Here is a 24,688-nt window from a genome sequence, read left to right on the forward strand (position 1 = left end):
GTAAATGGTAACTGTTCATGACGTTCAAAACAACAGGCCACAGGTCTACGCGCCGCTTTGTCCATTCCGAACTGTTACCAAAAAAACTGATTTCATTATACTTCCACGTTCCACTATACACAACAAAAACATCATCGCTTTATATATTTTATTATAGCAGATATTAAAATACTCATATCAACCGGCTTCGCCACATGGTCATCCATTCCGGCATTCAAAGCAGCCTGCACATCCTCTGCAAATGCATTTGCTGTCATTGCAATAATAGGAATCTCTTTTCCATCCGGACGGTCCGGCAGATTTCTGATCGCTTTTGTCGTTTCATACCCATTCATTTCCGGCATCATGATATCCATCAAGATCAGATCAAAGGTCCCCGGAGTTGTATTGCAAAACTGTATCAGGGCAGATTTCCCATCGGCAGCTCTGGTCACAGCCATCCCTTTTTCTTCCAATAGAGCAATCGCTATTTCTGCGTTCAGATCATTGTCCTCTGCCAAAAGAACATGCAAACCATGCAGATCCATATCTTTCCTTAACTTTTCATTCGCTTCCGTCCGTACCTGTTCTGCTATAAGCAGAGGGATTTCTACTGTAAATGTTGAGCCAATGCCCTGTCTGCTGCTGACCTCAATTTTCCCGCCCATAAGATCTACATACTGCTTGGCAATCGCCATTCCCAGTCCGGTTCCCTTATAACTGGTTCTTGCCCCATCAGTTTCCTGACTGAACTCATCAAATATTCTGTTCTGGAACTCCTCGCTCATACCAATTCCGGTATCTGATATGCGGTAACGTACGATCATATGCTGCTCATCATTGCCCGGATCGTTTTCTGCAACAAATGAAATGCTGCCTCCATCTTTTGTAAATTTGACTGCATTGCTGATGATGTTGAGCAATACTTCCCGGATCCTGAGTTCATCTGCCATCACATAAGGATTTTTCAGTTCTTCTCTTGAAACATAAAAATGAAGGTCACGGTTTTCCATATAACCCCTTGCAATCGACAAAACCGTATTTACCATCTCCCCAAGATCTACCGGTACTGGTTTATATTCCAGTTTACCGCTTTCAATGCGGCTGATATCCAACACATCGTTAATGAGCGTCATCAGATATTCTGAGCTCTGTCTGATCTTTTTCAGACAATTCTCCACCTCTTTGTCCGGTTTCCTCTTCATGGCAAGCTCTGTAAACCCAACGATCGCATTCATTGGTGTCCTGATGTCATGGGACATATGGTTCAGGAACGTCGTTTTTGCGATATTCGCAGCATTTGCATTCTGTGCTTCTTTCAAGGCTTCCATCTGTTTTTTCCTGCTTACCAAAAGAGAATAGATCAGAAGAAGCAGTACAAAAATGATCACAAAGGAAACTCCGATAGCGAAACCAGCATACTCTGCAAATACATCCTGCAAGGTCATTTTCTTTTCCAAAACGGAATTCTGTGCAAGGACAACGCCATTTAAAATATTGGATGACTGATCAATTGCTTTATTGATAATGGTAGCTGCTCTTCGGTTTTCCCTCGTCGTGAACATTCCCAATTCCTGCCGTTTTGCCATCTCTGCAAATGACAGACTTTTGGTCAGTGGACTTTCATTAAGAAGATTGATCTTTGAAGAGGGAATAACAGTTGTTGCATCCTGGTAAAAAATGGAAAAATCCACGATATCGTGCCTGACACTGCCGATCTTTCCGGCTACACAAAAATTGATCTGAAAGGCCACTACATCCTTCCCGGCCTCATCAATATGCACGTCCACCTCGCCGGAAGCGGAAAGCCGCAGAAAAAACAGCGTGACAATGAAAAACTGGTAAATACCATCATGAGCACCTCACTCACCAGAGCCATTGCTTACCGAATGGTTGCTGGCTTTGCCAAGGACGAACTCTTAAGCGGCGTCACCACGATCCGTACCGTGGGCGGTCTGGGAGATTTTGATACCCGCCTTCGCGATGAAATCAAAGCCGGATCCAAAATTGGGCCCCGCATCCTCGCCTCCAATCAGGGAATCTCTGTGCCCGGCGGCCATATGGCCGGTTCCGTGGCAGTGGCCGCATCATCCATTCCAGATGCCCTCAGCCAGCTCAAAAAATCCAAGCAGGAAAAGGTGGATCTCATCAAGCTTATGATCACCGGCGGTGTCCTGGATGCCAAGGAAAAAGGCGTGCCCGGCGAGCTGAAAATGCCGCCCGAAATGGTTCGGGCTGTCTGTGAAAAAGCCCATGCCGACGGTTATCTTGTCGCCGCCCATGTGGAATCTCCGGAAGGTGTCCGTGTCGCCCTGGAAAATGGCGTGGATTCCATCGAACACGGGGCAAAGCTCACCGACGAGATGATAAATCTCTTTAAAGAGCGGGGCGCTTTCCTCTGTACCACGATCTCCCCGGCCCTGCCCTATGCCTTATTTGACCGCTCCATCACCAACGCCACCGAGGTGGAACAGTATAATGGAAACGTTGTTTTCGAGGGAATCATCGCCTGCGCCAAAGCAGCTCTCGCAAACGATATTCCCGTCGTTCTCGGCAATGATGTGGGCTGCCCCTGGATTACTCAGTACGATTTCTGGCGCGAACTTTACTATTTCCACAAATATGTAGGTGTCTCCAATTCATTCGCCCTCTACACTGCTACCAAACGGAGCGCTGAGCTGGCCGGCATCGGCTCCCTCACCGGTTCCATAGAAAAGGCAAAGCCGCAGACCTGATCGTCACCACTCAGAATCCGCTGAAAGACCTGAAAGCACTCCGAAACCTGGAGATGGTCATGGCTGGCGGCCGCCTCATCGAACAGCCTAAGATCAAAAAGAGAAAGCAGGTCGAGGCAGAGCTGGACAAATTCCTCTGATCTTTACATCTCGCGATTCATAATGGGAGAAATGACAGGCTTCCCTTCTCTGTCCAGCAAGGGTGTCATTCCTCCCGCATTGCCGCTTGTATGAAATACATAGTTTACGCCAGTCTCCCTGTCCACCCAGATTTCCGTTATTGTCAGGGTGCCCTGTGAATAAATTCTCTCAAATCTCTGCTCTTTTGCCATTTTCTTTTCCTCCTTTTTAACACTTCATAAATCCGCGACAGCCAATTTTCGCAAACTCTGAAAAGCCCAGCGATTCATAAAACGCCGCTTTTTCCGGGCTCTGGTCTGTCGTCAGCTCGATTTGGCGAACAGTCGGATAACGCTCAAGAACAGCCTTCACCAGAGCCGTCCCGATGCCTTTTCGCTGTTTTTCAGGAAACACCAGCAGATCCTGAATAAAAACGACCGTAACCCCATCGCCAACGACCCGAATAATTCCAAGCAGCTCTTCCCCCTCATACGCTGCCAGCACCAATAACGAATTTTGAAATCCCAGCTTCAATGCCTGCGGTTCATCCGTATACGCCGTCCAGCCGACACTCGAATAAAGCTTCAGGATCTCCTTTTCGTTGTATGTGGAATAGTTTCTGATTTCCATTTTGCCTCCATTTAAGAGAATTTGGTCTTTTCTCTATGCGATCATGTGATTGATACCTTTCATCTCATAGATTGTAAATGGATCAATATCTATACAATCTGTCTCATCCCAGTTACCTGAAATGTCCCAAGCCAGAGTTCCATTCATAACGGTACAAGCATCTTTAAACTTCTCTATCTTCCTCAACGGTTCAAAGAGCGCTGTCTTTAAATCTTCCGTGACATCATAGTCAACTACTTTCCCATCATCAAAGAAAACCTGCACATGAAAATTATCCAATGGTATTACTTGTACAACTGTAGGAAAATATTCATTCATATATCTTCACCTCCAAGTATTAGATAAGTGGATTTATTCTATTTAACGGCTTCATATCTTTTGCCAATTCCCAATTCTGCATCAATTCATCCTGATGAATCGTACACCATGCCAATATTAATCTTAACTGTTTATTTGGTAAAGAACCTTTTATTACCTGTATATTATTGATATCCACCAATGCTTTGTGTCCATTGTACTCTGCATGAAAATGTGGCGGCATGTGGTCTTTGTAATACATTGTCACTCTAATTCCATAAAATAATGATATTTCTGGCATATTTATTATCTCCTTTTGTAGCTACGAACACTTATGTTTTATTTGATGCACTCATTTTAAATCTTTTCTCAAAATCGGCGCCTCACTCAGTTCTACCTCTGTAAAGCTGTGATAAAACTTATCTGCATTGGCATTTGTGGCTCTGATGAGGTAATATTGGTCGATGCCATTTTTTCTGCAGTCCTTTTCCATTTCTTTAAATAAACTTTGAGCGATGCCTCTGCGCCTATACTCCGGCAAAACATAAACCCAGTCAACATAAGCCATATGATAGCCATCCTGCATACAGCCATAAAAATGATATTCTATGCGCCCAAGAACTTTATCCTTTTCCATTGCCAAAACAGAGGTTGTTTTTCTGAAAAAGGGATCCTTAATTCTTTCTCTCAGACCCTCTTTATCAATCTTGTCTACATGCATCTGCTCCGGCTCAACAGCCAGTGCATGTTCCAAATATTCTATGTATTTTTCTATATTACTTTCATCCAGTTTAACAAAAATCATATGCTCACCACCGCCCCATATTCTTATGAAATTTCTCCGTATAAGCTGCCTTCAGTTCTTCCGCTGTGATTCCATAGCACAGCAAAACATCATTATAATACATGAGCACATCTGCCAGTTCCTCCACCAGATGGCTTCTCTCTGCACTTTCTTCACAGGCCTTATGATCGCCATTCTTTTTTATAACATCGATCACTTCTCCGATTTCTCCCACCATCCAGAGCAATTTATTCTTTCCAATCTCCGGTGAAATACCTTCCCACTTATCCTTATATTTTTCCTGTAAGGCTTTCTGCATCTCAAGCATTTCATTGATTCCAAAATCATTCATGTTAGCTCTCCTTCATCTGTTTTTTCTATGAAATGATGCTCCGACTCATTCCAATATTTTTCTGTTCATACTCCTAACTCCAACACCATCTGCCCATCAATCCAGCTTTCCTGCTTTGCTTCGTGAATGATATCTTCCGGCCTGCTTTGGCCCAGCAGAAAAGGAGACCTAGGATCGTGTCTTTTCATATTTTCTTTTACCAGTTCTGCATTGGCGTTTGCATAGCAATACCTGCACAGATGACCACAGGTATCATAAGCTCCGATATCAACACCGAGAAAGCAGGCGCATTGCCCATTTCTCTGATTTTCCTTTCTTTTTGGCACGTCCAGATGCGTGTGAAGAACCGTCTCAAATGTTTTCACCGTCATACAGCCTGAACAATCCGCTCCGTAAGGCGCCAGCTCTGTCCCTTCCGCGCAGGGCCGGATCGTCATTCCATACCCTTTGGCAATCTCGATAAATGCTTTTCCAATTATCAGTCTGTCATTTTTTGAAACGGTCCTGGCCTCTGGAAAATTCCGCGCAACCTTCTGATAAATATCAATAAAACTGATCACACAGGTTTTTGTATAACCAGAAAGACAGGCCGCCATTTTTTCAAATTCAGAAATATGCCATTCCACCGTATGCTCTCTGTCCAGCAGAATCGGATCATATCTCCAGCCTACACTGTCAATTCCTGCCAGCTTCGACAACTTTTTGAAATCTTCCATTACGATTTTCTTATCCGGCACATTCGGTTCTATCTCTTTGCCGTAAGGTGTGATCGTCACAAACCAATACTGCCCATAGGGCTTCAGCACATCCATGTGAGAAAGCATAGGTCTGGGATTCTTTGTGCAAAACGCGATCAGATCCACAACATCCGGCGATAACCGATATCTTGTCACCTGCTGCTGATTATAGGGATTCCGCACAAGCACATAGCCTTCTCTGAGCCGATTAAGAAACCACTCGGAATAAAATGCCGGGATATCTGTTCTCATTCCTGTCTGGATAATCATTTATTTCTCTCCTGTTTTATAAATCGTATCCACCAGCTTTCCCCTTCATCTTAACACAAAAACAGCGGTACTGCATAGATATTTCCTCTACGCAATCAACCTTCCCTTCTCCGGCACCTCCGAAACTCCAGCGGCGTGACGCCATAAGTTTCCGCAAATACTCCGGCAAATTTTCCCTGATTCTCATAGCCTACCTGATTCGCGATCTCGATTACCTTAAGTCCGGTGTTCTCAAGAAGCTCCGCTGCCTTTTCCATCCGCTTTTTCCGGAAGTAAGAAAGATAGCTATCTCCCAAAATTCCCCTGACATACCATTTGAAACTGCTCTTGCTGATTCCAAAACGCTCCGCCATCTCTTTTGCCGTAATCCGCCTGGAAAGATCCGCAAGAATCAGAGACTCCGCCTCATTGACAATGGCGATCTGCGAGCGGGTAAAACAGGTATCCAGCTCGCTTTCCTTAGGCATATCCTTTATTTCATGCAAAAGCCGAAGGGTAAGATACCTGAGTTCTCCAGGCTCCAGCGCTTCCTTTTTCTCCCAGATCTTTTTCACCACCGTATGGACCGAATCGCTCATCCGATGCAGATAAACTCCATCGTTTCCGCGGAATTTTTCCGCAAGTCCCGCCGGACAGATTCCCAGAGCCGGCAAAAAATCTGTCTCCTCCTCTGCTCTGTTAAGACCCACATAGATCTGGATTCCCTCATACAGTCTGCCCGGATAATAAAAATCCTTCGTGGGCCAGATGGTACTGGCGCAGAGCTGTCCTTCCTTGACAATCGCGTATCTGTTCTGTGCGAGGGACACATCGCATCTTCCCTGGATGCAGAAATTCAGGATCAGCATTTGCCCGGAAAACTGACTGCTGTCTCCCTTCGTCCAGCTGTTCGTATGGATCTCATCGAAGCAAATTCTTAAGCCCGGTGCAAGCAGGTAACTGTCCACCCGTCCCTCGTTTTCTATCTCATGCAGACAACAGGAAAGACGGCAAACACCAGTTTTACCGCCTTTGATAAAAAAGCACTCTCCCCGGTAAAAGGAAAATTCATGGCCTTTGGTATCATCCTCGTCATCTTCCTTTTATCCATGATCTTTGCAGGGGTGATTTCCGGCATCGCCTCAGCTATCCTCACGCCCCTGGCCGCCCTCCTGGTGTCATGTGTGGTGTACCATATCGGGCTGGTGATTTTCCCGTAAAACTTGTTGTGGGATTTATCCTTTCAAAGGACAAATCCCACATTCTCAAATTTTGCACATATTACCTATATTACCTATTTACTTCTGCCTTTGTTATACCCTTAATCAATTTCCTCAAATAATTCGTCAAAGTTGATCTTTATTTGAGGAAAATGAAATAATTGTAATTCGTCTTTGTTTTCTTCTGTAATTACCTGAATCCCCTTTTTAAGGTTTATAATTTCAAGGTTTATCATATTTTTTGCATTTTTTTTGCAAATTTTTCTATATTTTTACCTCATCAAATTTTTCACCTCAGCATCCCCGGCAAATCCACCTTCTTCTCCGTACCCAAAATCATATTCCGGAGGCCGGGGGCGTGCTGGCGGAGCATGATGAAGGTCATGAGGACTGTCAGGAAGCCGGACTCCGGGCCGTACTCCAGGAAGGCCGGGAGGATGAAGGCGGCGGGGATCAGGACCGCGCCTAAGGGGAGATAGCCGGTGAGTAGCACAGCCGTGAGACCGATCAGGCAGGAAAAGAGGCCGCCCATGGGCCAGATGAGGATCAAGGCAGCTGCGTTGCAGGCCACGCCTTTTCCGCCGTGAAACCAGTGCCAGAAGGGATAGTCGTGGCCCAGGATGCAGCCAAGGCCGGCGTAGGCTGCGGCGAGAGTCCCAAGCTTTGCTCCACAGACATAGCGGCAGAGCAGGCAGGCCAGGAGCGTTTTGCCCACATCGCCTGCCAGCACCCGGAAGGCGCAGCCCACGCCGCCCTGCTCTGCCAGATTTGCCATGCCCGGATTGCCTGTGCCGATCTCAAAGGCGCTTTTTCCGATTCGTTCCTGCGCCACCAGTTCCGCTGTCAGGAAGCTGCCGCAGAGATAGCCCGTTAATATACAGAAAATTCTTCCCATCTTTGTCTCCTCTTCTTCCAATTTATGCTTATTTCCGCTCTGCTTCATTCATGCAGAACATCTTCTTTCCCTATTATTTTTCCCGGTTAAGCGTTGACAATTCAACTTTTTTCCACTATGATTAACGTTGAAATTTCAACAAAATCAATCTATCAAAGAAAATGCACGTTCCTTTGACAGATACCAAATATGAAAAATTACAAAGGATTCCCACATTATGCTCGAACGATTCGAAGATCTCACCGCCGGTGTCACCCAGGTTTACAAGAACATTCAGCGGATCAAAAAACAACGGATGAACAGCCTGGGCCTTAAGGGCACTCAGGTCATGTGTATTTATTATCTCTCCATCCACCCGGGGGGAATGACTGCCGCTGACCTTTCCCGTATCACTGTGGAGGACAAGGCCAGCATTTCCCGGATTCTCGCAGAGCTGGAGGAGGAAGGCTACATCACTTATAAAACAGAGCCTGGCCGGAAATACCGGGCTCCCGCCCTTCTCACAGAAAAAGGCCGGGAAACAGCGGTGAAAATTCAGCAGCTGATTCTTCAGGCCACGGAAGCCGGAGGCCAGGGGCTCACTGACGAGGAGCGGGAAATTTTTTACCGGGCACTCTTCCAGATTGCAGACAATCTCTCCGCCCTCCTCACAAACCTGTCCAAGTGACGCCTGATGCGTGTAAAAACCTCATTGTCACTGGCAATACTTCAAAACATGGGCAGCCATATTCACGACTCTTTGCTGCTACACATTACCTTAATACAGCGTTTTCAAACCAGCCAGACCATTGACTTATCTGCTTCTCTTTGAAACGCTATCCTGGAAAGGATCCATCCATGAACCCATTAAAGAAAATTTACTGCCGCACCTTCCAGACGACATTTAAGCTGGCTCTTCCTCTCCTTCCCTACCGCAATCCGAAAATTCTGGGAAGCGTGAAGGAGATCCCGGCTCTTCTGGAAAAGAAAAACTGCAATACCGTCCTTCTCATCACCGACGGCGGCATCCGAAAGCTCGGCCTCACAGAGCGCCTTGAAAAAGCTCTGGCCGATGCCGGAATCCCCAGCATCGTCTACGACAGAACTGTTGCCAATCCCACTACTGCCAACGTCGAGGAGGCCCTGAATCTCTATCTTTCCAACAACTGCCAGGCCATCATCGGTTTCGGCGGAGGTTCCAGCATGGACTGCGCCAAGGCCGTCGGTGCCCGGGCCGCCTGCCCGAAAAAGAGTCTCGCCAAAATGGAAGGAATCCTCAAAGTCCGCCATAAGCTGCCCCTTCTCATCGCCGTTCCCACTACCGCAGGCACCGGCAGCGAGACCACTCTGGCTGCCGTCATCACCGACGATAAAAGCCGACACAAATATCCCATCAACGACTTTTTCCTGATTCCGGACTACGCGGTGCTGGACCCGAAGGTGACACTTAGCCTGCCACCTTTCATCACCGCCACCACCGGAATGGATGCCCTGACCCACGCCGTGGAGGCCTATATCGGCAACTCCACCACTCACGGCACCCGGGAAAATGCCCTCCAGGCCGTGAAACTTATCTTTGAAAATCTCGACACCGCCGTCGAAAAAGGCTTCGATATCAACGCCCGTCGAAACATGCTCCGGGCCTCCTACTATGCAGGCTGTGCCTTCACCAAATCCTATGTGGGCTACGTCCACGCCGTCGCTCATTCTCTCGGCGGAGCTTATAACGTTCCCCACGGCCTTGCCAATGCCGTTCTTCTGCCCTTCGTGCTGGAAGCCTACGGCCCCGTCGTTTACCCGAAACTCCATGCCCTGTCCATCGCCGCCGGTCTCGCTGACAAAAACACCTCTGACGAGGAGGCCGCAAAAACTTTCATCGCTGCCATCCAGGCCATGAAAAAGCGCTACGGCATCGGCGATCACATCCCCGAAATCCGCGAAGAGGATATTCCGAAGCTGGCACGCTACGCCGACAAGGAAGGAAATCCCCTTTATCCCGTTCCTGTCCTCATGGACAGCAAGGAGCTGGAACAATTCTATTATCTTCTGATGGAAAAGGAGGCCTGACCTATGAATGAACAAGAAATTCATGCAATCGTAAAAAAACAGCGCGCCTATTTTTACACCGGAGCCACTTTAAACGTCGATTTCCGGCTGGCCGCCCTGAAAAAACTGAAAACTGCCATTCAGAAGCGCCAGGACGAGATCCATGCCGCAATCCAGGCAGATCTCGGAAAAAGCGCCTTTGAGAGCTATATGTGCGAGACCGGTCTGACCTTAAGTGAGATCTCCTATATGCTCAAGCACACCCGCTCCTTCGCCCGGGAGAAAAGGGTTCCCACGCCCCTGGCCCAGTTCCACTCCAGAAGCTTTACGAAACCTTCTCCCTACGGCTCTGTCCTGATCATGAGCCCCTGGAACTATCCGTTTCTTCTCACGATCGAGCCTCTGGTGGACGCCATTGCAGCCGGGAACACCGCCGTCTTAAAACCCAGCGCCTACTCTCCCAATACCAGCGCCGTCATCAAAGAGCTCATCGAAGACTGCTTCCCGCCGGAATTTGTCACCGTCATCACCGGCGGTCGGTCAGAAAACACCTGCCTTTTAAAAGAACACTTCGACTATATCTTTTTCACCGGAAGTCAGGCGGTCGGAAAGGATGTCATGCGCCAGGCTGCCGAGCATCTGACGCCGGTCACGCTGGAGCTGGGTGGAAAAAGCCCCTGTCTCGTGGACCGTACCGCCAACCTCAAACTGGCTGCCCGCCGGATCGTCTTCGGCAAATTTTTAAACTGCGGTCAGACCTGCGTGGCTCCGGACTACATCTACTGTGATCCGGCCATCAAGGACCAGCTCGTTGAGGAGATCAAAAAAGAGATCCGCCGGCAGTTTACCGGGGATCCCCTCTCCGTATCCACTTATGGAAAAATCATCAACGAAAAGCATTTTCAGCGAATCCTGAAACTCATGGATCCCGCCAAGACCGTCTGGGGCGGCTCCACCCTGCCGGAAAAGCTGAAAATTGCACCTACGGTCATGGACAACGTAACCTTCTCCGATCCGGTCATGCAGGAGGAAATCTTCGGCCCCGTCCTGCCGGTGCTGACCTGGGATTCTCTGGAGGGTGCTGTCGCCAAAATCAATTCCATGGCTCATCCCCTGGCCCTCTACCTTTTCACCAGTGACAAAAAGACCGCCCGCTTTGTGACCTCCCATTGCGGTTTCGGCGGCGGCTGCATCAACGACACAATCATCCATCTGGCCACCAGCGAAATGGGATTTGGCGGTTTCGGTGAAAGCGGCATGGGATCCTACCACGGAAAAGCCGGTTTTCTCACTTTCTCCCACACCAAGAGCATTGTGGACAAAAAGACCTGGCTGGATCTTCCCATGCGCTATCAGCCCTACCGGAAGTTCCATGAGAAATTGCTTCATCTCTTTCTCAGATAAGCAGTTTCCACTCACAAAAAAACACCGCAGTTACAGGTGAGAGAACCTGCCGCTGCGGTGTTTTTTGTGTTTTGATCATTATCATTATGCCAGTTTTCCCTGGCTTTTCTCCATTTCGACCCGATAGACCATCAAACGGAAAAGATAGTCCGGCATATGTCGGTTGCCGAGCTCCCAGTCTTGTACCGTGCGGTAGGGGATCCCAAAATAATCGGAAAACTGTCTTCTGTTCATTCCGGTGGATTTACGAAGCTCCACCAACTTTTCTGCCAATTCCATAACTTTTTCCTCCTCCGCTGTTAACCAAACGTTTTCTCCTGGCTGACGTCTATACTACAACCGTCACCCATACAGTCTGTACCCGTTATTTTTGCATGCAACCTTCGCGTGATTTTGGCATATTCACGCCAAAACACCTCGCAAAATAGTGGTCTCTGAATCGTTATCTTTATCCGACCAAAGCTGCCGTATACACAAGATCATCCTTCTGATACAGCTGCTTCAGCGTTAGTTTTTCCTCGTTATAATGGATCACCCGGTCTTCACAGTAAATGGAATAGATCCCGTCTGCTTTCCATTTCTCCGGTGCAGAAGCATCAAAAGAAGCGGAAACATACACCGGTATCATCGTCAGGAGCACTTCTGCACAGCCTTTTTCTGAAGAATAGGCAACCAGATCATTTCTGCTCGTCCTCTGTAGGCCATCTGCTCCGTCTATATATGCAGTCCGGATCTCTCCGGATTTCATTTCATAATAATGTGCCTGATCCTGCGTGCTGATCGGATAATTCCGAAGATACACAAGACTTTCCGGTCCGTTGTACTCCATGACTGCTGCCGGATAGATATCCTGACCAACCCGGTCAAAAATATGGAACGAATAAGAGACATCCCGCTCATCCAGATTCCGGTAAAAGCCGTCATAACTGGAGATCACTCCCCGTGTATATCCGTTCTCAAGCATCACTTCTGCCAGATAATCGACAAGAAAAGCGTTTTTCATCCAGTAAAAATCCAGATACGTTTCATATCCATGCTCTTGCGTCCAGCTCTGATATTCCTCTGAAACCTCCAGGCACACCTGATTTTCTCCAAGAAGCTTCAGGTCTATGGCTTCCGGGTCTGCTGCAAAGGCTGCCAGAACAGCAAATTCCTCTTTCAGCACTTTGTTCTGCTCCGGATCAAAAGAAGCCGTTTCATAATCTTCCTTACACTGGAAAAGGTTATACATTTCCTCATAAACAGGTCCGAGATACAGATTCCGGTTTCCGTATTGTTCCAACAGTTCCAGAGCCTTATATAAAGGCTCCTCCACGGTCAGGATCTCTCCCGGATGCTGATTGAGCTCATAGAGATTCACAACGTCTTCGAAGCTTTCATCCGCACTGAAAATCTCGTAGGCTTTTACCGTCGCATCACTGTAGAGAATCGTGAGCGCCTTGTACTCTGCTGTGGCGGAAGTTTCCCCTCCGCCCAGCTCATACTGAAAGGTAAATTCATCTCCCACATTGGCCTTTGCCGCGGAGCTCACCTGAATGACCTTCCATCCCGTATCCTCTTTCAGATAGGAAGTCAGGGCATAAGTGAAGCTCACCGCCGCAACCGCCAGGAGCAGGATCACCAGAAATATCCGAAGATAGAGATGCTTCTCCGAAAGCCGGATTTTCTCCACCGGCTTCGGTCTCCGAATATTCTGATTTTTGATCGTCCGCCCCATACCGGCTACCTTATGACAACCAGAAGCAGTGCCAGCAGGAAGATCGCCAGGATCGCAGCGATAACGATAAAGCCGATAATTGCGCCTTTTTTGCAGGCCTTGTAGTTGTGATAATACTGTTTGTGTTTGTAAACCTCTGCCGCAATGATACCAATGATCGGCAGGAAGAAGGAAAGTACCGTATACCAGATGCTTCCGGTATCGTGAACCGGAGTCTTCAGGAATTCATCCTCAGCCTTGGAAAGATGAACCTCATGGGCGGTCTCCTCCACCTTTTCTCCGGGTTTGCGGATCGTGATCGGCTGAAGCGGCTCATCTTTCTCACGGAGTTTCTTATACTCCTCGATTTCTTTCTTATTTCCGTATACATAATGATCGTGTCCGATGTTGACAAATTCCGGTTTATCCTCGGAATAATCATGAATGGACGGATCGTAGGTGTAGAGCACCTTGTTTTTCTCCAGCTGCGGATCCGGAATCGGGATCGCAGAGATCAGAGAATGGGTATACGGATGCAGCGGGAAGTTGAACAGTTCTTCTGCCTCTGCCACCTCCACGATGGTACCTTTGTAAATTACACCGATACGGTCAGAAATGAAACGCACGATGGAAAGGTCATGGGCGATGAAAAGGTAGGTCAGCTGTTTTTCTTCCTGGAATTTTTTCAGCAGGTTCAGCACCTGGGCACGAATGGAAACGTCCAGAGCGGAAATGGGCTCATCTGCCACAACCAGTTCCGGTTCCATGACCATGGCACGGGCCAGGCCGATACGCTGACGCTGTCCGCCGGAAAACTCATGGGGATAACGGGTCAGATGCTCGGGAAGAAGACCAACCTCCTCAATGATATTTTCTACTTTTTTCACGCGGTCTGCTTCATTTTCAAACAAATGGAAGTTATAAAGTCCCTCGGAAATGATATAGTCTACGGTAGCACGCTCATTTAAAGACGCTGCCGGATCCTGGAATACCATCTGGATATTACGGATGACTTCTCTGTCCAGGGAATGAGGGATCTTTCCTGAGATTTTTACTCCCTTATAATCAATCTCACCGGCTGCACAGGGATTCACCCGGATCACTGCACGTCCAATGGTGGTTTTTCCGGATCCGGACTCACCTACCAGTGAGAAGGTTTCTCCTTTGTAAATATCAAAGGAAGCATTTTTTACTGCCTTTACCGCATCCTCTCCTTTTCCGAAGGTGATGTCGATATTTTTCACAGACAGCAGGACTTCTTTCCCGTTTTCTGCGATGGGGCCATGCTCCGGCAGATGGGAGGCACGCACCTTTTTCTCTTGCTCATTTACAGCCACAGTCTGTACCTCCTAAATATTGTATGCGCGCAGCAGCTTCTCGTGGATATCTTGGATAATCTCCGGTTTTTCCACCTTCGGAGCGTTGGGCTCCAGAAGCCAGGTCTTTGCATAATGGGTTTCGGTGACTTTGAACATGGGCGGTTCCGCCAGGGTATCGATCTTCAGACAGTACGGATTACGCGGAGCAAAAGAATCGCCCACGATCTTGTTGTACAGGGAAGGGGGGGTACCCGTAATGGAATAAAGCTTCGTGTTTCGCTCTGCCAGCTGGGGCAGGGAGGACAACAGTGCCCAGGTATAGGGATGTCTGGGATCGTAGAACAGCTCTTCTACCGTAGCCAGCTCGATGATCTGACCGGCATAAAGAACTGCCACACGGTCAGCGATATTTGCTACCACACCCAGGTCATGCGTAATGAACACAATCGTGTAATGATATTCCTTCTGCAGATCCTTGATCAGCTTCAGAATCTGTGCCTGAATGGTAACATCCAGAGCCGTTGTCGGCTCATCACAAATCAGGATCTTAGGCTGACAGGAAAGAGCAATGGCAATAACGATACGCTGTCTCATACCACCGGAATACTGGAAGGGATAATCGTCAAAACGTGCTTCCGCATTGGGAATTCCCACCTTTTCCATCATTTCCAGTGCTTTGCCTCTCGCTTCCACCTCGGAACAGCCCTGATGCTTCATAATAATAGAAGTGATCTGTTTTCCGATCGTGATGATGGGGTTCAGGGAAGTCATGGGATCCTGGAATACGGTAGCGATCTTTTTACCACGGATCTGGCCCCAGTCATTCTGATCCTTGACCTGTGCCAGGTTGATGATACAGGTACCATGGAGACGTTCACTGTTTTCATCCAGATAACGCACACGGAAGGTCACGTTTCCGAAAACCTGGTTCCGCTCTTCTTCACTGTTTAAGTCCACACCGAGCTGCATGGCTTTTTTCAGTTCTGCGATCAGGCCTTTTCCCATCTTAAAGCGTTTTTTGAATTTATAACGGCCAACAGAAAGGTAAACTTCCTTTGCCAGCGTTTCATTTCTCTTTTTCGTGCTGTCGCTGATGTCTTTGGAGGTTTCCTCTGCATACTGCTTTTTCAGCTTCTCCATACGCTCCTGGTAGGATTTCTGATAAGCCGCATCATGAGCCACGGCATTTTTATGCTCTTTGATCTTCTGCTCGGTAGCTTTTTCCAGAGCTTTGATCTCGGCATCCAGCTTCTTGATCTCGGCTGCTGCTGCTTTGATCTCCGCTTTTTCCTTCGCAGGATCAAGTGTCTGCTTCTTGTTAAAGGTTTCCGTCCGTTTCACCTTCAGGGCATGAAGTTCTTTCTCTTCTTTTTCCTTATCAGCGGCACTTAACGTACTTTTCTCCCGCATTTCGGATTCCAGCTCCAGCATTTTGCGGTAAGTTGCAGAACCAAGCTCCAGTCTGGAATTCTCATCCAGCTGTTTTTTATAGGAATTGATGAATTTCCAGGCTGTAGAATTTAATTTCACCACAGTATCGGAAAGCTCCGGATCGTTAAAAATAATAGAACCGTTGCTCACAAAACCATTGCTGTCCAGCATACCGGCAAAAGCTTTCGTAAATACCGATTTACCTGCACCGGACTCTCCTACGATGGCAATGGACTCATCTTCATAAATATCCAGAGAAACTCCGCGGATGGCAGAAAGGATCCTGCCGCGGACACGGAATTTCACTTCCAGATCTTTGACTGATAATAATACATTTTTCTTTTCCATTCTGCCACCTCTTACATATGTGTTCTCGGATCGGAAGCATCACCAAGATTCTGTCCGACCACGTACAGCACGATGGTAATGATCGATGCGACAGCTACCGGGCTCCAGAACTCAAAGCCCCAGCCCGGAGTCAGCATAGCACCCTCCGCCTCATAGATCAGACGGCCCAGAGACATATCGGAAAGTCCCATTCCGATGTATGCCAGGAATACCTCATAAGAGATATAGGAGGGGATCTCCGTTGCTGCCAGGGTCACGATGACAGAGGTCATGAACGGAAGGATGTTTTTCAGCGCAATCCGGAAAATCGAGGTACCAAGGCATTTGGAAGCCAGATTGTACTCTCTGTCACGGATGATGATAACCTGTGTACGGATGAAGTAGGCGATGGTCAGCCAGCCGGTAACGGTCAGGGCAAATACCATGGTCCAGAAGCTCGGGGTGAACAGCATCACCAGTACAGAAATCAGCAATACATAAGGGATATTTCCGATGATGTTGTAAAGGGCCATCATAAAGGTATCAAACTTTTTGGAGAAGCCCCAGAGAGCTCCGATCACAACACCTACGGTCATATTGATCAATGCACAGACAAATGCCAGAGATACGGAAATCCTTGCTCCTGTCCAGAGTGCATCGAATGTGGACTGGCCGCTGGCTCCTGATCCCAGGATCCAGTGGATACTCATTCCCATCTCTTTTAAAGCCTTGGACGGTGAGAGATGCTTGGCTGCGCTGCTTAAAAGGTTCGTGTAACGGTCATATTCCACCAGAAGCGGATAACCGTAAGTCATCAGAAGGATGACGCCCAAAAGGATCAGGATCACAATATTGATCTTTTTCTTAAAAAACACGCGGAATACGGAATGCCAGTAGGAATATCTGGGAGCCGTGATCTTCTCAGACTCCAGACTGCTGTGATCGACCCTGGCAAACAGTTCCTCTTTGGACAAACCATATTTATCTAAATCATAATTCATAACTTTTACCTGTCCTTCGTAGAGAATGAAATACGCGGGTCCACCATGGACATCAGAATGTCACCAAGAATGATCGCCAGAACAGAAAGCAGGGCATAGAACAGTGTCACACCTACGATCACTCCGTTGTCATACTGGTTGATGGCCTCAGTCAATAAGTTACCGGCACCGGGAACCACATACACACGCTCGGTGATGATGGCTCCGATCAGTGCACCCAGCACACTGGCGGGAACTCCCTGTACGATCGGGATCGCCGCATTTTTCAGGATGTGCTTCGTGAAGATCTCGTTCTCGGTCAGACCACCGGAACGGGCAAATTTTACATAATCGGAATTCATCTGGTCGATCATATAACGGCGCAGCCATTTCATCAGGTTTGCCACCTGCGGAAGGGCTAGGGAAATGATCGGCAGGATATACATCAGCTTGCTTGAGGACTCCATGTCAAAGGTCGTGGGAAGCCCCATGCTTCCACCGATGGCTTTAAACAGGAAAATATAAGCAAGGGACGGAACTGCGATGATGAATACAATATAGAGGGTTCCGATCTGATCGATCAGCTTGTCTTTCTTTCTCGCCATCAGGATTCCCAGCGGGATCGCAAGGACGTAAGAAAGAATCACTGCAATGATACCAATGGTAAAGGAATAGCCGATCTTGGATTTTCCGGCTTTTACCGTGTCCACATTGGTGTAGTCATCCACGAAACGGGTCTCATTTACCATGCTGGCTTCTCTGGAGTCTTTCAGATAAGTAGCTGTATGAAGATCATCTGCACTGTTTTCCGTCAGACCACTCGGATAAGTGATCTCCGATTTCAAAAAGGATCCCTGTGCGCGGCTCATGGTTGTAGCCACGTCAATGCCCTCATTGACTGAGTAGGATTTACCCAGATTGATTTCAATGATATTCTGGTGGATATACGGGAATTTGTTGTCAAAATACAACAGATATTTGTGTGTGGTACCGTTCCCGATGATCGCCGGGGAGAATTTTTCTCCGCCGTAGACAGGATCATGAAGGGTGAAGCTGATACCTCTCTCTCCTTCCACCTCCGGTACGTCATGAATGCTTTCTACTGTAATCAGGTTTGAAAAATATTTTGCCAGACGGGTCGTCAGCGGAATGTTCTTGTATGCAAAAAGCTGCTGCTGACCGCCTGCGGCATATTTCTTTTTATTCATCATAACGGCATCCAGACGGATTACCGTGTAACCCTTTGACTCATAAAAGTCAGTGAATTTCTGAACATATTCTTTTACAAGATCGGAATCTTTCTTTGCTTTTCTTCCGATGCTTACAGCGCTGGATCTGGTGTCCTCATCGATCTCTCCCTTTACGGTAAGATCGTTCAGATAATCTGCATAGGTCACATAGTCCAGATAGCCGTATGTTTCCCATTTTTCATAACGGTAAGCTACTTTCTGGTTGTTGCTCTGGTGGGAATAGTTGGTATCCTTCGCAAAGATCAGCGTACGGTCCATCAGGGAATAGATCATTACCATGACGCAGGCAACTACAATCACCACAGAAACCAGACCTTGCAGCAAACGTTTAAATAAATATTTTACCATATTTTTCCACTCATCAGATATGGCAGGGAGTCAAGAGCCACCCCCTGCCATTCTCTTATTTGCTGTCACTGATACCGGAGTATCCGGTCAGTTTCTGATTAATAGATACCGATGCATTTTACCATATATCCAGCATAATCCGGAAGGAAGGTATCCAGATATGTGGACGGATCACCGAAGTCAGGGCTCCATCCGGATACATCGTAAACATCGTAGTTTGCTTCGTAACCATAGTCAGTGTAGTATCCTGCATAATACCAGCCGTCGCTTGTTACGCAGTCAACAAGGTTTACGATTACTTTTCCACCGAGAGAAGCCTCGATGGACTGTTTGTAAGCGTTTGCCTGGTTGCTGTAAGCCTCAAGAGAGGATGCATACGGCATATCAATGTAGATCGGGTTCTCTTCATCAATGGTGATTCCGTCAGCAGAGAGCTCTTCGATTGCGGTATCCAGCTCTGCTACTGCGTTGTCTACGTTGTACCAGCCGTCGAAGCCATCGCTGCTGCCTGCTCCGTCGTTTCCGTCCGGATCCCAGACTTTGATCGCTACGCCGTCCGCATCAATCTGAGCCTGCTCGATTGCTCCGAAGTAGGTGCCTGCCGGGAAGGTGGTGTCAGTTCCGTTGATGGATACGGTAGTATCCTCTTCAAGAGCTACGAAGTTGCCCGGTACATAGCAGTTTCTCAGGGAGTTGACCTTCAGTTCCTCGCCGTTTACCTGTGCGTTGTAGGAAGCTCTGTCCAGACCGAAGGAAATGGCTCTTCTGAAATGAACGTTCTTCATGGCTGCAGCCGTTCTCTCCTGCTCTTCCTCGCTCTTTGTGGAAGCTCCGGTGGTGTTGTCGTTTACGTTTACATAAGCCTCACGGTTGAGGTTGTAGAAGTTCATGAAGGAAGTAGAAGTTGTATCACTCACATAAGAGTAGGTGTCAAACAGATCATCGTTCTTGGCAGTAACAGTGGTAGCCGGAGTCAGGGCAACCCAGTCAACGGTACCATTCTTCGCATCGTTGTACCATTTGGTCACATCGGAACCGTCATCATACAGCCAGTTAACGTTCTTAATGTTGATGTTGTCCTTGTTCCAGTAGGACTCATTTGCCTTGAATACGATCGTATTCTTTTCGGTAGCATTCGTCACTACATAGGGACCGCAGTATGCAATGGAATCCGGTCCTTTACCATAGAGATAATCAGATGCGGAAGAATCAAACTCTGCTCCGAATTTACCGCCTTCAGACTCATAGAAGTCTTTGCTCATCGGTGCAAAGATGCTGTAGCCAAGCATAGTCATGAAGTAGCTGCAGGGCTCCTCAAGGGTGTATACCAGTGTGTAATCATCCGCTGCCTCTACGCCTACCTGAGCGAAATCGGTAACACTGCCGTCAATGTACTGGGAAGCATTCTTGATCACACCTTCCACCAGATATTCCAGACCGCCCTGTGCATCCATCATGTGCTGCATTCCTGATACAAAATCATTTGCTGTCAGGTCAGCCACCTTTCTGCCCTGGGAATCTACCCATTCCAGACCCTGACGGATATGGAAGGTATAGGTCAGACCATCTTCGGAAACCTCATAGCTCTCTGCCAGTGCCGGCTGAAGAACGCCCTCATTGTCGTACTCTACCAGACCATCATAGGTATTTACCAGCGGACGCACCTCGGTTGCTCTGGAGCTTGCCAGAATATCCCAGGTAGCCGGATCTGCCGTATAGCGGTAGTTGTACTCATCTTTCAGAGTATAGCCTTTCTCTTCCAGATATTTTTTAGCCTCTGCCTCGTAAGTGCCGGTTCCTTTCAGCTCTGCCCATTTCTCTCTCAGTGCAGCTACATCCTCAGCTTTGATGAAATCGGTAGCGATCAGTGCCTGGTGGATACGATACTCATCACTTCCCCAAAGGCTGTAGTCGGTGGTATGCGGAGCCATTCTGCTCAGTCTGTAGTCACCGCCCTGGGTTTTGGTCGGAAGCATAACAGCAGACTCCATCAGTTTGGCTTCTGCCTGAGCCATCATGGCATATCTCTTGGAAACGTTGGTCTCCTCTTTTGCTTCGCTGTACAGGCTGTAGAACTCACCCAGCTCGGAATTATAGATTTCAGAAGAAGCGGTGGTATACTCATCGGAAACATCGTCCTCATCATCGTCTTCCTCGTCTGCGTCCTCGGCATCCGCATCTTCAGCGTCTGCCTCATCGGCGTTTTCTTCTTCTGCATCCTCAACGGCTTCGGTCTCGGCAACGGTCTCGGTGCTTTCCTCAGCAAAAACTGCCATGGTCGGAGCGCCGCAGGTTCCTGCAACAGTAGCTACTGCCAGAAGTATGCTTACTAACTTTTTCTTCATCTTTCTTCTCCTTTCGTTTTTCCCGGTTTACAAGTTACATTCTGCTGGCTCATGGAAATCGGTTCAGCATTCAACAAATGGCTGTCGTGCAGGTTTCTCCGACACACAGCTGTACAGCCATTTATTTTACGCTGTACCGGACAGTAGCTTTGAAAAGCATTTGTTTTTCAAGCTTTACAAAGGCTGTCATAAAACCTGTCAAACCTGTATTCTTACGGTGAAATTCTTCCAGAAACTATCTTTGCACCAGAAATAATATCTCAAGGTAAAAAAAATAGAAACTATTCCGAATCTTCCTGTCAGCTACCGTTCAGCATATTTTCTGTCTCAATCTCTTCTGCTTCATTGCGTCACTGCCTCAATGCGTTCAAGCCAAGAAAAAAGCCCCAAACGCAGTGGCTTAAATAAGAATACAGTTGTCCGTCTTCCACTTACAACATACATCTAATTATACACACTGCTGATAATTTGTCAATAGATTTTTGGCTCCTGGTCATAGCAGATATTGCCAGATGCCAGACCGCACTTCGACCGATCTTTTTGTGGCAGCTATATGAAAAGTTTTTTATGCAGGATTTTTCCTGTGTCCCGGAATTGTGAATTTGCCCCCAACTGATGTCTGCGAATTGCTCCGCTGCAAGCAGTCCTCACAAGGTCTCCGCTCCGCTTCAGTCAGTGCAAAACGTGTGTCACTGGCACACAGCACCTACAAACAGTAAAGCGGACATTCCATTACTCCATTCGATAGGGTTTGAAATCTGCTCAATTCTGTTACATCAGATATTTCTCTATCAGATTTTCAACTATTCTGAAATTCAAAGGACATTGTTCTGTCTCAAAGGTGAGAATCAGCCTGTCTCCCGGATAAATATGACTCGTTTGATAAGATTCTATTTTTTTTACTGCTGTTTTTGCATACTCCTGCCTGTCCATCATCCCTTCGTGCTCCCAATAGATTTCCTTTCCTTTTTTTCTGGAGAGAAATGTAAAATCCGGATACACGATACCATAACCTTTTAAATGGAGCGGTTTTTCATATTTGTACGGGATATTTTTTCTATAGAAAGAATCCGCAAGTATCTTTTCTGACTTGGAACGTACCCGTTCTCCTTTTTCCGTCAGGATCACTGCTGTTCCTTCTCTGAATTCTTTTCCATCGTATTCTTCTTCATACCACTTTTTTATCCGCTGATTCCACGTTGCCTCTATTGGAGTTACCAAGGCTTGCCGTTCTTTGTGCATGGATGTATAGATTTTTTCAATTTCATCATCCGAATAATCCTGCATTATTTTCTGAATTTGTTTGAGTCTTGTTTCTACTTTTTTTATCACCGCTTTGTTATAATCTTTCTGTGCCAGCTGTTTAGGCAGTTCTTTTTCGGTTCTTGAAATATAAATTTCATTACCGCCTTCCATACATTGATAGTAACGAGGGTTGTATTTACTTTTTGAAATCCGGAGACGCCCTTCTGGTACTATAAGTGAACTTTTTCTGGCAGCATCAGCAATTTTTTCCAGATATTTCTGCTCTTCTACAAGCATTTCTTTTAAACCTTGCATTTTTTATCCTTTCTGGTATTGGCCTGACTACTAAGTGGAAATCTTTTCAGACCTGCATTAACCTATATGAGACAATATGTTTGACTTGTTCTGCGTTTTGGGAGATTTGAGGCAACCATTTCCTGCCGGGTGATTGACTTGTTTTGCGATTTTGGAGATTTGGGGCAACCATTTCTTGCCGGGTGATTGACTTGTTTTGCGATTTTGGAGATTTGGGGCAACCATTTGTTGGCGCTTGATTGACTTGTTTTGCGATTTTGGAGATTTGAGGCAATCATTTCTTGACGCTTGATTGACTTGTTTTGCGGTTTTGGAGATTTGAGGCAACCATTTCTTGCCGGGTGATTGACTTGTTCTGCAATTTTGGAGATTTGAGGCAACCATTTCCTGCCACTTGATTGACTTGTTCTGCGATTTTGGAGATTTGGGGCAACCATTTCCTGCCGGGTGATTGACTTGTTCTGCAATTTTGGAGATTTGAGGCAACCATTTGTTAGCGCTTGATTGACTTGTTTTGCGATTTTGGAGATTTGAGGCAACCATTTCTTGCCGGGTGATTGACTTGTTTTGCAATTTTGGAGATTTGAGGCAATCATTTCTTGACGCTTGATTGACTTGTTTTGCGGTTTTGGAGATTTGAGGCAATTTCTTAATTTATTATACTTACCTTTTCCATAAATGTCTATTATTATTTTGCTTTTCTTATGAAGTCTTTTGTTTTTGCAGGCAGATGAAAACTCTCTAATCGTTTTTCCAGGGGCAGGCCTTCCCATTCCCGAGACGCGCAGGTGCCAGGGTAGTGTAAATTATTCGTAACTATTCAGCAGCCACTGTCCCGCAAGGTGTTTTGGCATGAATACGCCAAAATCCCGAAAGCTGCATGCAAAATCCCCATCGCCGAGGGCGATTTTTATTGGCTTTTTGCCCATAACTGTGAAGAACTTCCGTCTTTTTATTCAATGTGGAAAACGGATCATCCGTTGCTCCACTTCGTCCTCAAAACACACAGCCTTCAGATATGGCATTTCTCCTGCAAAACAGATCAATTTTCCACAGAAATACTCTCCAAAAAGCGCTTCCTATGGTCTTTTTCCCCAATGCACCCGTTCCTGTGACATGAAAATACAGCTCCTTCAGGCGGTAATTGCCAGCATCAACGTTCCCACTGTAATAAGTAAAACGCCAACCGCTCCTTTCTTTGTCAGCCTCTCGTGAAATACCAGCCACGAAAAAGCAATCGTTACCAGCATACTGAGTTTGTCAATCGGTACTACCACGCTTGCCGGTCCCTCCTGTAATGCCCGGTAATAACAGAGCCACGACGCTCCCGTTGCCAGCCCCGACAGGCTGATAAAACAGAATTCTTTCTTCTCTATCTTCTTTATTTCTTTCTGTTTTCCGGTAACAAACACCATGATCCACGCCATAAACAGCACTACCGTGGTGCGGATCGCCGTACCGAGATTGGAATCAATCCCTTCGATCCCAATCTTTCCCAGGATAGACGTCAGACTTGCAAATACTGCTGACAGCACCGCATAGATCAGCCATCCACCACTCTTTTTTCCCTGATCGGTCTCTATGTCTTTTTTCGTTATCATCATCATCGTGCCGCTTCCGATCAACACCAATGATACTATTTTTGCCCCGGTCACCCCTTCGTGAAGGAAAATAAGTGCCAGAAGAATCGACAATACTGTGCTGGACTTATCAATGGGCACAACCTTATTAATGTCTCCTTTCTGAAGGGCATGGAAATAGCACAGCCACGATGCGCCTGTCGCCATACCTGATAAGATCAAAAACAAAAGCGTCCTGCCATCGATCTGCATGATTCCTCCCCATGTTCCTGTGATCAGCACCATAAGCCACGAAAACAACAATACCACCACAGTCCGGATCGCTGTTGCCACATTCGAATCGGTTTTCTTAATCCCGCATTTTGCGAGAATTGCTGTGATTCCCGCAAAAAACGAAGAACCTATTGCATAAAATATCCACATAC

At 47.0% G+C, this 24,688-nt stretch carries 25 protein-coding genes; 5 read left to right on the forward strand and 20 right to left on the reverse strand.

Annotated features, from left to right (window positions below; genetic code table 11):
- Positions 1-131: 131 nt before the first annotated feature.
- The gene (locus DXA57_RS01770) at positions 132-1,733 is read right to left on the reverse strand and encodes an ATP-binding protein (RefSeq protein WP_147345643.1); all 1,602 of its coding nucleotides are present in this window, start codon (positions 1,731-1,733) and stop codon (positions 132-134) included.
- Here DXA57_RS01770 and DXA57_RS01775 point away from each other — a divergent pair.
- Complete coding sequence (locus DXA57_RS01775) at positions 1,680-2,714, forward strand: amidohydrolase family protein (protein WP_330423173.1); 1,035 nt, start codon at positions 1,680-1,682, stop codon at positions 2,712-2,714. The genes DXA57_RS01770 and DXA57_RS01775 overlap by 54 nt on opposite strands.
- Positions 2,715-2,857: 143 nt before the next feature.
- Here DXA57_RS01775 and DXA57_RS01780 read toward each other — a convergent pair whose 3' ends face one another.
- The 8 genes from DXA57_RS01780 to DXA57_RS01815 form a co-directional block, all read right to left on the reverse strand.
- On the reverse strand, positions 2,858-3,046 hold the full coding sequence (locus DXA57_RS01780; RefSeq protein WP_117764180.1) for a DUF6440 family protein: 189 nt from the start codon (positions 3,044-3,046) through the stop codon (positions 2,858-2,860).
- A 16-nt stretch (positions 3,047-3,062) separates the two neighbouring features.
- Positions 3,063-3,464 carry a GNAT family N-acetyltransferase gene (locus DXA57_RS01785; protein ID WP_117764181.1) on the reverse strand — a complete coding sequence of 134 codons (402 nt, stop codon included), beginning with the start codon at positions 3,462-3,464 and terminating at the stop codon, positions 3,063-3,065.
- A gap of 33 nt (positions 3,465-3,497) precedes the next feature.
- A complete protein-coding gene (locus tag DXA57_RS01790; RefSeq protein WP_117764182.1) occupies positions 3,498-3,782 on the reverse strand; it encodes a DUF2442 domain-containing protein in 285 nt (94 codons plus the stop codon).
- Between the two features lie 19 nt (positions 3,783-3,801).
- A complete protein-coding gene (locus DXA57_RS01795) occupies positions 3,802-4,062 on the reverse strand; it encodes a DUF4160 domain-containing protein (protein ID WP_117764183.1) in 261 nt (86 codons plus the stop codon).
- A 51-nt stretch (positions 4,063-4,113) separates the two neighbouring features.
- Positions 4,114-4,566 (reverse strand): GNAT family N-acetyltransferase, encoded by a 453-nt coding sequence (locus tag DXA57_RS01800; RefSeq protein WP_117764184.1) that lies wholly within the window; start codon positions 4,564-4,566, stop codon positions 4,114-4,116.
- 4 nt (positions 4,567-4,570) lie between these two features.
- Positions 4,571-4,897 (reverse strand): MazG nucleotide pyrophosphohydrolase domain-containing protein, encoded by a 327-nt coding sequence (locus DXA57_RS01805; RefSeq protein WP_117764185.1) that lies wholly within the window; start codon positions 4,895-4,897, stop codon positions 4,571-4,573.
- A gap of 65 nt (positions 4,898-4,962) precedes the next feature.
- Positions 4,963-5,904 carry a DUF1848 domain-containing protein gene (locus DXA57_RS01810; protein ID WP_117764186.1) on the reverse strand — a complete coding sequence of 314 codons (942 nt, stop codon included), beginning with the start codon at positions 5,902-5,904 and terminating at the stop codon, positions 4,963-4,965.
- 95 nt (positions 5,905-5,999) lie between these two features.
- A complete protein-coding gene (locus DXA57_RS01815) occupies positions 6,000-6,851 on the reverse strand; it encodes a helix-turn-helix domain-containing protein (protein WP_117764187.1) in 852 nt (283 codons plus the stop codon).
- A gap of 21 nt (positions 6,852-6,872) precedes the next feature.
- Between DXA57_RS01815 and DXA57_RS01820 the strand changes: the two genes are divergently transcribed.
- The gene (locus DXA57_RS01820) at positions 6,873-7,103 is read left to right on the forward strand and encodes a hypothetical protein (RefSeq protein ID WP_117764188.1); all 231 of its coding nucleotides are present in this window, start codon (positions 6,873-6,875) and stop codon (positions 7,101-7,103) included.
- Between the two features lie 289 nt (positions 7,104-7,392).
- Here the strand turns inward: DXA57_RS01820 and DXA57_RS01830 are convergent, their stop codons facing one another.
- Positions 7,393-8,046 (reverse strand): glycerol-3-phosphate acyltransferase, encoded by a 654-nt coding sequence (locus tag DXA57_RS01830; RefSeq protein ID WP_243005683.1) that lies wholly within the window; start codon positions 8,044-8,046, stop codon positions 7,393-7,395.
- Between the two features lie 169 nt (positions 8,047-8,215).
- On the opposite strand from DXA57_RS01830, the gene DXA57_RS01835 reads away from it, so the two are divergent.
- The 3 genes from DXA57_RS01835 (at position 8,216) to DXA57_RS01845 (ending at position 11,427) form a co-directional block, all read left to right on the forward strand.
- Positions 8,216-8,665: a MarR family winged helix-turn-helix transcriptional regulator gene (locus DXA57_RS01835; protein ID WP_117764189.1), complete on the forward strand. Its 450-nt coding sequence runs from the start codon at positions 8,216-8,218 to the stop codon at positions 8,663-8,665.
- A gap of 170 nt (positions 8,666-8,835) precedes the next feature.
- The gene (locus tag DXA57_RS01840) at positions 8,836-10,044 is read left to right on the forward strand and encodes an iron-containing alcohol dehydrogenase (RefSeq protein WP_117764190.1); all 1,209 of its coding nucleotides are present in this window, start codon (positions 8,836-8,838) and stop codon (positions 10,042-10,044) included.
- Between the two features lie 3 nt (positions 10,045-10,047).
- Positions 10,048-11,427 (forward strand): aldehyde dehydrogenase, encoded by a 1,380-nt coding sequence (locus tag DXA57_RS01845; RefSeq protein WP_117764191.1) that lies wholly within the window; start codon positions 10,048-10,050, stop codon positions 11,425-11,427.
- Positions 11,428-11,511: 84 nt separating this feature from the next.
- Here DXA57_RS01845 and DXA57_RS01850 read toward each other — a convergent pair whose 3' ends face one another.
- The 10 genes from DXA57_RS01850 to DXA57_RS01895 form a co-directional block, all read right to left on the reverse strand.
- A complete protein-coding gene (locus tag DXA57_RS01850; RefSeq protein ID WP_117764192.1) occupies positions 11,512-11,706 on the reverse strand; it encodes a helix-turn-helix domain-containing protein in 195 nt (64 codons plus the stop codon).
- Positions 11,707-11,875: 169 nt separating this feature from the next.
- Positions 11,876-13,144, reverse strand: coding sequence for a hypothetical protein (locus DXA57_RS01855; RefSeq protein ID WP_117764193.1), 1,269 nt, complete (start codon positions 13,142-13,144; stop codon positions 11,876-11,878).
- Between the two features lie 5 nt (positions 13,145-13,149).
- Positions 13,150-14,460, reverse strand: a complete 1,311-nt coding sequence (locus DXA57_RS01860; RefSeq protein WP_278309123.1) for an ATP-binding cassette domain-containing protein — start codon at positions 14,458-14,460, stop codon at positions 13,150-13,152.
- Positions 14,461-14,472: 12 nt separating this feature from the next.
- Positions 14,473-16,221, reverse strand: a complete 1,749-nt coding sequence (locus DXA57_RS01865) for an oligopeptide/dipeptide ABC transporter ATP-binding protein (RefSeq protein WP_117764194.1) — start codon at positions 16,219-16,221, stop codon at positions 14,473-14,475.
- 11 nt (positions 16,222-16,232) lie between these two features.
- Positions 16,233-17,201, reverse strand: coding sequence for an ABC transporter permease (locus tag DXA57_RS01870; RefSeq protein ID WP_117764195.1), 969 nt, complete (start codon positions 17,199-17,201; stop codon positions 16,233-16,235).
- Between the two features lie 5 nt (positions 17,202-17,206).
- Entirely contained in the window at positions 17,207-18,778 is a 1,572-nt protein-coding gene (locus DXA57_RS01875; RefSeq protein ID WP_117764196.1) for an ABC transporter permease, read from the reverse strand.
- 98 nt (positions 18,779-18,876) lie between these two features.
- Positions 18,877-21,123 (reverse strand): ABC transporter substrate-binding protein, encoded by a 2,247-nt coding sequence (locus tag DXA57_RS01880; RefSeq protein WP_117764197.1) that lies wholly within the window; start codon positions 21,121-21,123, stop codon positions 18,877-18,879.
- A 771-nt stretch (positions 21,124-21,894) separates the two neighbouring features.
- Positions 21,895-22,683 carry a hypothetical protein gene (locus DXA57_RS01885; RefSeq protein ID WP_117764198.1) on the reverse strand — a complete coding sequence of 263 codons (789 nt, stop codon included), beginning with the start codon at positions 22,681-22,683 and terminating at the stop codon, positions 21,895-21,897.
- A 62-nt stretch (positions 22,684-22,745) separates the two neighbouring features.
- Positions 22,746-23,456: a hypothetical protein gene (locus tag DXA57_RS01890; protein ID WP_147345644.1), complete on the reverse strand. Its 711-nt coding sequence runs from the start codon at positions 23,454-23,456 to the stop codon at positions 22,746-22,748.
- Between the two features lie 360 nt (positions 23,457-23,816).
- Positions 23,817-24,686, reverse strand: a complete 870-nt coding sequence (locus DXA57_RS01895) for an EamA family transporter (protein WP_117764200.1) — start codon at positions 24,684-24,686, stop codon at positions 23,817-23,819.
- Positions 24,687-24,688 lie beyond the last annotated feature (2 nt).

The sequence above is a fragment of the Blautia sp. OF03-15BH genome (assembly GCF_003463065.1).
Taxonomy (GTDB): Bacteria; Bacillota; Clostridia; order Lachnospirales; family Lachnospiraceae; genus Limivivens.

Excerpts from the sequence above, each read along its gene's own strand:
- DXA57_RS01850 (WP_117764192.1), bottom strand. The coding sequence starts at position 11,706 with ATGGAATTGGCAGAAAAGTTGGTGGAGCTTCGTAAATCCACCGGAATG.
- DXA57_RS01845 (WP_117764191.1), top strand. The coding sequence starts at position 10,048 with ATGAATGAACAAGAAATTCATGCAATCGTAAAAAAACAGCGCGCCTAT.
- DXA57_RS01855 (WP_117764193.1), bottom strand. The coding sequence starts at position 13,144 with ATGGGGCGGACGATCAAAAATCAGAATATTCGGAGACCGAAGCCGGTG.
- DXA57_RS01895 (WP_117764200.1), bottom strand. The coding sequence starts at position 24,686 with ATGTGGATATTTTATGCAATAGGTTCTTCGTTTTTTGCGGGAATCACA.
- DXA57_RS01840 (WP_117764190.1), top strand. The coding sequence starts at position 8,836 with ATGAACCCATTAAAGAAAATTTACTGCCGCACCTTCCAGACGACATTT.
- DXA57_RS01830 (WP_243005683.1), bottom strand. The coding sequence starts at position 8,046 with ATGAAGCAGAGCGGAAATAAGCATAAATTGGAAGAAGAGGAGACAAAG.
- DXA57_RS01790 (WP_117764182.1), bottom strand. The coding sequence starts at position 3,782 with ATGAATGAATATTTTCCTACAGTTGTACAAGTAATACCATTGGATAAT.
- DXA57_RS01880 (WP_117764197.1), bottom strand. The coding sequence starts at position 21,123 with ATGAAGAAAAAGTTAGTAAGCATACTTCTGGCAGTAGCTACTGTTGCA.
- DXA57_RS01890 (WP_147345644.1), bottom strand. The coding sequence starts at position 23,456 with ATGGGAAGGCCTGCCCCTGGAAAAACGATTAGAGAGTTTTCATCTGCC.
- DXA57_RS01835 (WP_117764189.1), top strand. The coding sequence starts at position 8,216 with ATGCTCGAACGATTCGAAGATCTCACCGCCGGTGTCACCCAGGTTTAC.
- DXA57_RS01875 (WP_117764196.1), bottom strand. The coding sequence starts at position 18,778 with ATGGTAAAATATTTATTTAAACGTTTGCTGCAAGGTCTGGTTTCTGTG.
- DXA57_RS01780 (WP_117764180.1), bottom strand. The coding sequence starts at position 3,046 with ATGGCAAAAGAGCAGAGATTTGAGAGAATTTATTCACAGGGCACCCTG.
- DXA57_RS01810 (WP_117764186.1), bottom strand. The coding sequence starts at position 5,904 with ATGATTATCCAGACAGGAATGAGAACAGATATCCCGGCATTTTATTCC.
- DXA57_RS01795 (WP_117764183.1), bottom strand. The coding sequence starts at position 4,062 with ATGCCAGAAATATCATTATTTTATGGAATTAGAGTGACAATGTATTAC.
- DXA57_RS01800 (WP_117764184.1), bottom strand. The coding sequence starts at position 4,566 with ATGATTTTTGTTAAACTGGATGAAAGTAATATAGAAAAATACATAGAA.
- DXA57_RS01865 (WP_117764194.1), bottom strand. The coding sequence starts at position 16,221 with ATGGAAAAGAAAAATGTATTATTATCAGTCAAAGATCTGGAAGTGAAA.
- DXA57_RS01805 (WP_117764185.1), bottom strand. The coding sequence starts at position 4,897 with ATGAATGATTTTGGAATCAATGAAATGCTTGAGATGCAGAAAGCCTTA.
- DXA57_RS01820 (WP_117764188.1), top strand. The coding sequence starts at position 6,873 with ATGCAGACAACAGGAAAGACGGCAAACACCAGTTTTACCGCCTTTGAT.
- DXA57_RS01870 (WP_117764195.1), bottom strand. The coding sequence starts at position 17,201 with ATGAATTATGATTTAGATAAATATGGTTTGTCCAAAGAGGAACTGTTT.
- DXA57_RS01885 (WP_117764198.1), bottom strand. The coding sequence starts at position 22,683 with ATGCAAGGTTTAAAAGAAATGCTTGTAGAAGAGCAGAAATATCTGGAA.
- DXA57_RS01785 (WP_117764181.1), bottom strand. The coding sequence starts at position 3,464 with ATGGAAATCAGAAACTATTCCACATACAACGAAAAGGAGATCCTGAAG.